Annotated in this window: 3 protein-coding genes; 2 read left to right on the top strand and 1 reads right to left on the bottom strand. The window is 69.1% G+C overall.

The window, feature by feature from the left end; genetic code table 11:
* Positions 1–268 (top strand): ATP-binding protein (locus JAO81_RS10765; RefSeq protein WP_233415178.1); only part of this gene is annotated, 268 nt, incomplete at its 5' end.
* 474 nt (positions 269–742) lie between these two features.
* Positions 743–1,639: an RNA polymerase sigma factor SigF gene (locus JAO81_RS10760; protein WP_199547553.1), complete on the top strand. Its 897-nt coding sequence runs from the start codon at positions 743–745 to the stop codon at positions 1,637–1,639.
* A gap of 63 nt (positions 1,640–1,702) precedes the next feature.
* Here the strand turns inward: JAO81_RS10760 and JAO81_RS10755 are convergent.
* Positions 1,703–5,921, bottom strand: a 4,219-nt coding sequence (locus JAO81_RS10755) for a discoidin domain-containing protein (protein ID WP_233415177.1), incomplete at its 5' end; no start/stop codon positions are given.

Genomic DNA, 5,921 nt, shown 5'->3' with positions numbered 1-5,921 from the left:
CGATGACCCCCCCCTCATGGTGCCCGAACGGGCCACGAACCCCCCCCGCCATGGCCGCAGCCCTTGCCGGCTCCCGCCCCGGGTGCCCGACGACCTGGTGGTCGTCGAGGTCTACGACAACAATCCCGCACAGCCACGCATCCGCGCTCTGACGGACGACGGCGAGCACGGCCGGGGACTGGCCATGGTGCGGCATCTGGCCCGGCGCCTGGATGTCACCTCGGCCGCCGGGGGCGGAAAGACGGTGCGTGCGGTCCTCGCCGGTTAGCGGGGTCACGCACGCCGCGCGGCGGGGGGGCGCAGGCCCGCGGGGCGGCGGGGGGGCGCGGGCACGCCGAGGGGCGGGCGGGCGCAGGCACGCGGACCGGCCGCCGCCGGTGCCGGTTCAGAACCGACGGCGGCCGCGGCGCCGCGTTGCCAGCCGACGATCATCGCGACACCTGAGTATGCGGTTACCCCCGGCTTCCGGGGTGACACCTGCGCTTCCTGTGGCGACCGCCGGCCACTTCGTTCCTCATACGAACGCCCGGGCCGAGGGGTGGGTGGCGGGCGGAGACAGACCCAGCGACGTCCGACGGGTGACGGGTGGCAGGTGGCGGGTGACGGGTGACGCAGGGTGGACATGGAGCGCTTGATGTCACACACCGTCAGGTCACAGGAATATTACGGCGGTTGGCGGGTATCAGCCAGGGCACGACGCGCCCCCGGCCAGGAGGGTGCCCCTTTGACTTCGGGAGCGACCATGGCGTCCACGACCGGCAGCAATCCCGTTGACACGATCACGCACGCGGAACGACATACCGGTGGGCAGGGAAGCGCGACTGCCCTGCCCGGCCTGGAGGGCCTGCCTCCGTTGCCCGATCCCGCGAGCGTGACCACCGCCGACGCCCGGGCCCTGTCCAAGGTGCTGTTCGCCCGCCTCGACACACTGGAGGAAGGAACTCCTCAGCACTCCTATGTGCGCAACACGTTGGTGGAGTTGAACCTCGCACTGGTCCGCTTCGCCGTGAGCCGGATGGGGGTGCGCGGTGAGACGTACGAGGATGTCGTACAGGTCGGCACCATCGGACTGATCAAGGCGATCAACCGGTTCGACCCGCAGCGCGGTGTGGAGTTCCCGACGCTGGCCATGCCCACCATCATCGGCGAGATCAAGCGCTACTTCCGCGACACCACCTGGGCCGTGCACGTCCCGCGTCGCCTGCAGGAGCTGCGCATCGAGCTCAACAAGGCCACCGCCCGGCTCGAGCAGAGCAACGGCCGCCGGCCCACCGTCGCCGAGCTCGCCGCGGAACTCGGTCTCGACGAGAACGACGTGATCGAGGGCCTGGTCGCAGCCAACGGCTATACCGCCTCCTCGCTCGACTACCCGAACGACACGGAGAGCCCCGAGGACAGCCTCGCCGACCACATCGGCTACGAGGACCGGGCTCTGGACAAGGTCGACAACCTGCACGCCCTCAAGCCGCTCCTGGCGGCCCTGCCCGACCGCGACCGCAGGATCCTGGCCCTGCGGTACGGCACCGATATGACGCAGAGCGCCATCGGCAGGGAGTTCGGTATCTCTCAGATGCACGTCTCCCGCATCCTCGCCCGCACGCTGCAGGGGCTGCGCACCAAGCTCACCGCGTCGCGCTGACGCCAGTGGCCCCGGCCGTCCATGGAACGGACGACCGGGGCCGCGTGCTGGTCAAGGGGCCGATCAGGGCAGGATGTTGATCTTGAAGGTGGAGGTGGTGTTCCGGATGTTCTCGGCGTTCCCGCTCAACTGCAGGTTGTGGAAGGTCACTTCACCGACCGCCGGCCCCTGACCCCCTTCCGGCATCTCGTTGGCCCACAGACCGAAGCCCGACTTGTGGTCGTAGGCGTCGCCGCTCTTTCGGGCCCCCGTGATGGTGATGTCCCGCAGGATGGTGTCCTTGATCGGGAACTTGGGCTGGCCGCCCACGTACTGGGTCTGGAACATGATTCCGCTGTACGTCGGGTCGGTGATGTCCACGTTGTTGATGCGGATCCCCTGGAAGACCTTCGAGGCGGAGAACAGCCAGATGCCGGGGAAGGTCTGGCCGTTCCAGAAGTGGCCGCCCGCCCGTTCGATCGAGATGTTCTCCAGCGTCGTGGGTTCGGTGCCGAAGCCGTTCATCGGATAGCCGAAGTCCAGGGAGCTGACGGTGATGCCGGAGTAGACCAGGGTGTCGGCGATACGGATGTTGCGGAAGGTGTTGTTGTAGCCGCCGTACACGGCGATGCCCGCCGCGCGCCAGGTCAACGTCGTGGTCAGGTTCTCGTAGACGTTGTTCTTCATGTCCGCGCCGCCCGCGTCGATCGCCGAGAACAGCGCGAAGCTGTCGTCGCCGGTGGCCCGGGCGTCGTTGTTGGAGACGAGGTTGTCCGTGCTGCCGTTGGTCATGTTGACGCCGTCGGCGAACATGTTGCGGATCCGCGAGTTCTTGATGGTCATGCGGTCCGTGTTGGCGCCCCAGTACAGGCAGACCATGTGCTCGTTCCAGATGTTGTCGATGGTGATGTCGGCGACGTTCTGGAAGTCGAACACCTTGCCCGGACCGTCGATCCGGGTGGTGTAGTTGCCGAAGTAGGCGAATCCGCTGAAGGACGAGCCGTTGGCACTCGCCTCGGCGCGGAAGCCGATATCGGTGTTCTCCTGGGACTTGGGGGCGTGGAAGCGGGTGTACCAGGGCCCGGCGCCGACGACCTTGACGGTCTTCCCGTAGACCTGGAACTTGCTGCCGGTCTCGTAGTCGCCGGGCGGCAGGTAGACGCCCTTGAGCGTGTTGGTGGTGTCCATGCGGACCTTGTCCAGGGCGTTCTGCACGTCCTGGTGGGAGAAGCCGGCCGGTACGGCGAAGGTCGCCGGGTCCGGGTTGGCCTGAGGTGCCACCTGCTCCAGGTCGATGAAGTCGATGGCGTACTCGGAGGTGTTGGCGCCGTCCTTCTGCAGCTTGATCTTGCTGCCGGCCTTCACCGTCTCGCCGAGCAGGAGGTGCGCCTCGTCGTAGATGTGCCGGGCCGGTCCCGCGCTCGGGGAATTGCCGGGTGAGGCCTCGGCCCCGTACAGCCAGGCGTACTTGGAGGTGAGGTCGAGCGCCTTGCGGAAGACCCCGTCGACGTACACGTTCAGGGTCGCGTTCGTCCCGCCGCCGCCCGCGGCGTCCGGGATGGAGAAGCGGGTGACCAGCGTGTTGGTGTCCTGCTTGGCGGTGAACTCCACTGAGGCACCGGTGGAGTCGAGGGTGACGGCCTTGCGTCCGGAGGCTTCGCCGGCCGGATCGCCGATGGTGCGATTGGGTCCGACGACCGTCGCGCCGCCGCCGATGACGCCGTCCTCCGCTTCGTAGGTGTCGTACGGCATATCGGCGCCGCGGCCGACGAACAGCGACTTGGTGCTGGTGTTGTTCCCGCGCTTGACCGGCAGTTCGTTGGTGTCGGCGGCGATCACCGTCTTGACGGTGTACTTGCCGTTCGCGGCCGTCCAGGTGCCGAGTGCGACCGGCGCGGTGGTGTCACCCGCGCCGATGGTGCCCGAGTGCGGTTTGGTGAGGGTCTTGACGGTGTCGCCCTGGGCGTTCTGCACGGTCAGCGTGATGGCGTGGTCGCCGGACGCGGACGCCTGGCTGCCCTGGTTCTTGATCGCGACACTGAAGGCGACCTCCTTGCCGGCGGAGGGAGCGGACGGCGACCAGCTCACCGGCGACGCCACCAGGTCCGAGGACTGAACCGGCTTGATCACCAGGGGACTTGGCGCCGTGTAGGTGTTGTTGGCCTCGTTCTCCTCGATGACGGCGTTGTTCTCGTCGACGACGGCGCTCAGGGCGTACGAGCCCGCGTCCTGCGGATCGACGGTGGCGCTCACGGTGGCCGAGGCACCCGCGGCGAGCGCGGGTACCGGCTTCGCGCCGACCGTCTCGCCGCCGAGCTTGAAGGTCACGTCGCTCGCACCGGATGCTTCCGCGCCCCGGTTGTGCACGGTTGCGGTGAGCGTCAGCTCGTCCGTCTCGACCGGGGCATCCGGTGCGTGGGTGAGCTTGGTGATCTCGAGGTCGGGGTTGGGTGCGGGGGTGCCGATGACCTCGAACTCGGCGGCCTGGCCGGCGCTCGACCCGCTGTTGGCGGTGAACTGGAGCCGTACGTCGGCGACGCGCGCCGAGACGGGGATCGTCACGGTGCTCTTGTTGCCGGACGGGCTGAAGGAGTACTCCTTCTCCCCCGCCAGCGAGGTGAAGCTCGTGGCCTTCTGCTCGCGGCCGAGTACCTCCACCTTCTGGGTGCGCGCGCTCCAGGCGGCGTCCGGGTTGAGCTTGACGACGACCGCGTCGATGTCCGCGTTGGCGCCGAGCTTCACGGTCAGCGCGTTCGGATAGCTGCCGGCCGCGCCCTCCCAGTACGTGGAGGTCTGCCCGTCGTTGGCGTTCTCGGCGACGAACGAGTGGATCACGGAGGAGGCGCTGATCGGCTTGCCCACGGCCAGGTTGGAGCCTTCGAGGGTGCCGGGGCGCGTCACCGTGTTGCTGAGGGCGGAGATGTTTCCGGCGGCGTCGCGGGCTCGTACCGCGTACGAGACCGTCTCACCGGGGGCCCGCTGGTCGGTGTGGGTGGTCACGTCACCGCCGAGCGTCTTGAGCAGCGTGCCGTCCGCGTACACGTCGTACGCGGTGACCTTCACGTTGTCCGTGGACGCGCCCCAGGTCAGCTTGATCTGACCGGCCGCGGGCTGGGTGTAGGCGAGGTTCGCCGGGGCGGTCGGCGCCTGGGTGTCCCCCGAATCCGCCTTGCGGGTCACGGAGTTGCTGTTCGGCGAGGCGTTGCCCGCAGCGTCCCTGGCGCGCACGGAGTAGGTGACGGTGGCGTCGGCCGGCTGTGTGTCGGTGTAGGTCCGGACGGTGCCCGCGACCGTGGTGCGCAGCTCACCGTTGGCGTACACGTCGTACGCGCTCACGCCGGTGTTGTCGGTGGCCGCGTCCCAGGTGAGCTTGATCTGGCCCGCGGCGGGCTCCGTGTAGGCGAGGTTCGCGGGCGCGGTGGGCGCCTGGGTGTCGCCGCCCGCCGGGCCGTAGATCTCCAGCTCGGACAACTGGCCCGCGGGCTGGCTGTCGTTGGCGGAGATCAGGACGCGGACGTAGCGGGTGGTGGCGGTGTCGAAGGTGAGCGTCGCCGTGTGCCCGGTGGCCGTCGAGAAGGCGTGGGCCTTGGCCGCGCTCAGATCGGTGAAGTCCGTGCCGTTCTCGCTGCCCTGGATCTTCAGGGTCTGGTTGCGCGCGCCCCAGGTCACAGGGACGCGCAGGACCACCTCGTTGACCCGGACCGAGGCGCCGAGGTCGGCCTGGATCCACTGCGGCAGCTTGTTGTTCTCGCTCTCCCAGTAGCTGGCGCGGTTGCCGTCGTTGGCGTTCGCCGCGGCATACGTCTCGGTGTGACTGCTGGCCTTGAGGGTTTTGCCGAGTGCCAGGTTGGCGGAGGTCTCCTCGGACGCGAACACCTGCAACTCGGACAACTGGGCGGCCGGCCAACCGGTGTTGGCGGTGATCTGCACCCGTATGAAACGGGCCTGCGCGGCCGGGAAGTCGACGGTCACCGTGTTGCCGTTGCCCGGGGCGAAAGAGCGCGCGGCGGAGGCTGCAAGCGCGTTGAACCCGGTGCCGTCCTGGCTGCCCTGCACGGCCAGGGTCTGGCTGCGGGCCTCCCAGGACGGCGGCAGCTTCAGCACCACCTGGTCGACCCGGGCGGCGCGGCCGAGGTCGACCTGCACCCACTGCGGGAAGTCGCCACCCGAACTCTCCCAGTACGAGCCGGAGTTGCCGTCCGTGACCAGGCCCGGACCGAACCCGCCCTTCGCACTGCTGGCGGGGGCGCGGCCTGCCCCCGCGGGGGGGGGGGCGCCGCCGGGGGCGGCGGGGGGGGGGGGG

The sequence above is a fragment of the Streptomyces sp. N35 genome (assembly GCF_016464295.1).
In the GTDB taxonomy this organism is placed as follows: domain Bacteria; phylum Actinomycetota; class Actinomycetes; order Streptomycetales; family Streptomycetaceae; genus Streptomyces.
This window is presented reverse-complemented; position numbering and strand designations above follow the sequence as displayed.